Origin of the sequence: Arthrobacter oryzae, assembly GCF_030812315.1 — a bacterium.
In the GTDB taxonomy this organism is placed as follows: Bacteria; Actinomycetota; Actinomycetes; order Actinomycetales; family Micrococcaceae; genus Arthrobacter; species Arthrobacter oryzae_B.
The window spans coordinates 1-1,053 of sequence record NZ_JAUSSM010000037.1 but is presented as its reverse complement, the minus strand read 5'-3'; the positions used below and the strand labels follow the sequence as shown (position 1 = coordinate 1,053).

The following is a 1,053-nucleotide window of genomic DNA, read 5'->3' as shown; positions in this document are numbered from 1 at the left end:
GTGGTCCCTGAACGACTTGAGGTCGTCGAGGGTGAGTTTTTTCATTTGGTGGGTGGCGTTGCGGCCTTCGAAGTGCGGTCCGAGTCCGTAGCCCTTGACCGTTTTGGCCAGGATCACGGTGGGTTTGCCCTTGAATTCGGTGGCTGCCTTGTACGCGGCGTAGACCTTGCGGTAGTCGTGGCCGCCGCGCTTGAGGTTCCAGATCTGGTCATCGGTGAGGTCCGCGACCATTTCCTTGGTCTGCGGGGTCTTCCCGAAGAAGTGTTCGCGGACGAACCCGCCGGACTCGGCCTTGTAGGTCTGGTAGTCCCCGTCGGGGGTTTCGTTCATGATCTTCACCAGCGACCCGTCGGTGTCCTTGGTGAGCAGGTCATCCCATTCCCGGCCCCAGACGACCTTGATGACGTTCCAGCCCGCGCCGCGGAAGAACGCTTCGAGTTCCTGCATGATCTTGCCGTTGCCGCGCACCGGCCCGTCCAGGCGCTGGAGGTTGCAGTTGATCACGAAGTTCAGGTTGTCCAGGTTCTCGTTCGCGGCGAGCTGGAGCAGGCCGCGGGACTCGGGCTCGTCCATTTCCCCGTCGCCCAGGAACGCCCAGACCTGCTGGTCGGAGGTGTCCTTCAGGCCGCGGTTGTGCAGGTACCGGTTGGACTGGGCCTGATAGATCGCGTTCATCGGCCCGATGCCCATGGACACGGTGGGGAACTCCCAGAAGTCCGGCATCAGCCGCGGGTGCGGGTAGGAGGACAGGGCATGGCCGGCCTTGGACTTTTCCTGCCGGAACCCGTCCAGGTCCTGCTCGGTCAGCCGTCCTTCCATGAACGCCCGGGCGTACATGCCGGGGGAGGCGTGGCCCTGGAAGAAGACCTGGTCCCCGCCGCCGGGGTGGTCCTTGCCGCGGAAGAAGTGGTTGAAGCCGACCTCGTACAGGGTCGCGGCCCCGGCGTAGGTGGAGATGTGCCCGCCCACGCCGATGTTCGGCCGCTGGGACCGGTGCACCATCACCGCGGCGTTCCAGCGCATGTACGCCCGGTACCGGCGCTCGTATTCCTC

General features: G+C 64.9%; 1 pseudogene. It reads right to left on the bottom strand.

The window, feature by feature from the left end:
• Positions 1-1,053: pseudogene (locus J2S97_RS23925) on the bottom strand (pyruvate dehydrogenase (acetyl-transferring), homodimeric type); the annotation flags it as partial.